Below are 1614 nucleotides of genomic sequence, written 5' to 3'. Positions count from 1 at the left end.
ATGCCTCGACGCCGAAGGCTCCACCTGGAACGACGGCACCCGCGTCCACCTGTGGACCTGCCACACAGGACCCAACCAGAAATGGACCCTGCCCTAGCAGGGAGGGAAAGGAGGTGCACCGGACGTGCACGCCACCCGCACCAGACTCACCTGTTGGCTCGCCGGCGCCCTGCTCTGTCTGGCCGCGGCACCCGCCGCAGCGCTGACCGACCGGGCGACCGCGGACCACCGCGCCGGAGCAGCCACCGAACCGGCGGCCGTCGGGGACCAGGTGGCCGGGCCCGTCGCCGACCCGGCCTACCGCGTCCTGGCGTTCTCCAAGACCGCCGGGTTCCGCCACTCGTCCATCGACGACGGGCTGGCCGCCCTGCGCGAGTTGGGCGCCGCGCACGACTTCACCGTGGACGCGACCGAGGACGCCCAGGCGTTCACCACCGGCAACCTCGCCCGCTACCAGGCCGTGGTCTTCCTCTCCACCACCGGCGACGTGCTCGACGACACCCAGCAGACGGCGTTCGAACAGTACGTCAGGGACGGCGGCGGCTACGTCGGCGTGCACGCCGCGGCCGACACCGAGTACGACTGGCCGTTCTACGCCGGCCTCGCCGGTGCCCTGTTCCAGTCCCACCCGCAGAACCAGACGGCGACGGTCAAGGTCGAGGACCGCGCCCACGACGCCACCGCGCACCTCGGCGCGCGCTGGCAGCGGTTCGACGAGTGGTACAACTACCGCACCAACCCGCGCTCCACCGCACACGTGCTGGCCTCGCTCGACGAGTCCAGCTACACCGGCGGCACCATGGGCGGCGACCACCCGATCGCCTGGTGCAAGGACTACCAGGGCGGCCGGGCCTTCTACACCGGCGGCGGGCACACCGACGAGTCGTACACCGAGCCGGCGTTCCGCCGTCACCTGCTGGGTGGCATCCGGTGGGCGGCCGGGATGACCGAGGCGGACTGCCGCCCGGAGACCGGGTACACCCCGCTGTTCGACGGCAGCAGCACCACTGGTTGGAAGCAGGCGGGACCGGGCTCGTTCACCCTCGAGGACGGCACACTCACCTCGCAGGGCGGGATGGGCATGCTCTGGTACTCCGCCCGGGAACTCACCGGCGACTACTCCGTCAAGCTCGACTGGCGGATGACCGGTGACGACAACTCGGGGGTCTTCGTCGGCTTCCCGGCGAGCGACGACCCCTGGTCGGCCGTCAACAACGGGTATGAGATCCAGATCGACGCCACCGACACCCCGGACCGCACCACCGGGTCGGTCTACGGCTTCCAGTCCGCCGACGTCGCCGCCCGGGACGCCGCGCTCAACCCGCCTGGCGAGTGGAACACCTACGAACTGAGAATCACGGGGGAGCGCCTCGAGGTGTTCCTCAACGGGCGCCTGGTCAACGACTTCACCAACACCGACCCGGTCCGCAGCCTGCGCCAGGGCCACCTCGGCATCCAGAACCACGGCGACGGGGACGAGGTGGCGTTCCGCAACATCCGGGTGCGGACGGGCGACCAGGGCCCGCGCGGTGGTGCGGTGCGGGGCGTGAACGGCAAGTGCCTGGACGTCGCCGGAGCGAACACCGCCGACGGCACCCAGATCCAACTCTGGAC

2 protein-coding genes are annotated in these 1614 nt (G+C 71.0%); both read left to right on the top strand.

Annotated elements, in window-relative coordinates; all coding sequences use genetic code 11:
* On the top strand, nt 1-97 hold a 97-nt coding region (locus A3IG_RS35925; RefSeq protein ID WP_407701005.1), incomplete at its 5' end, for an RICIN domain-containing protein.
* A gap of 27 nt (nt 98-124) precedes the next feature.
* Nucleotides 125-1614 (top strand): ThuA domain-containing protein (locus A3IG_RS28495; protein WP_018382149.1); only part of this gene is annotated, 1490 nt, incomplete at its 3' end.

It is taken from the genome of Wenjunlia vitaminophila DSM 41686, assembly GCF_000380165.1.
Classification (GTDB): Bacteria; Actinomycetota; Actinomycetes; order Streptomycetales; family Streptomycetaceae; genus Wenjunlia; species Wenjunlia vitaminophila.
The sequence above is the reverse complement of the archived record's forward strand: the minus strand, read 5'-3'. Positions and strand labels throughout refer to the sequence as shown.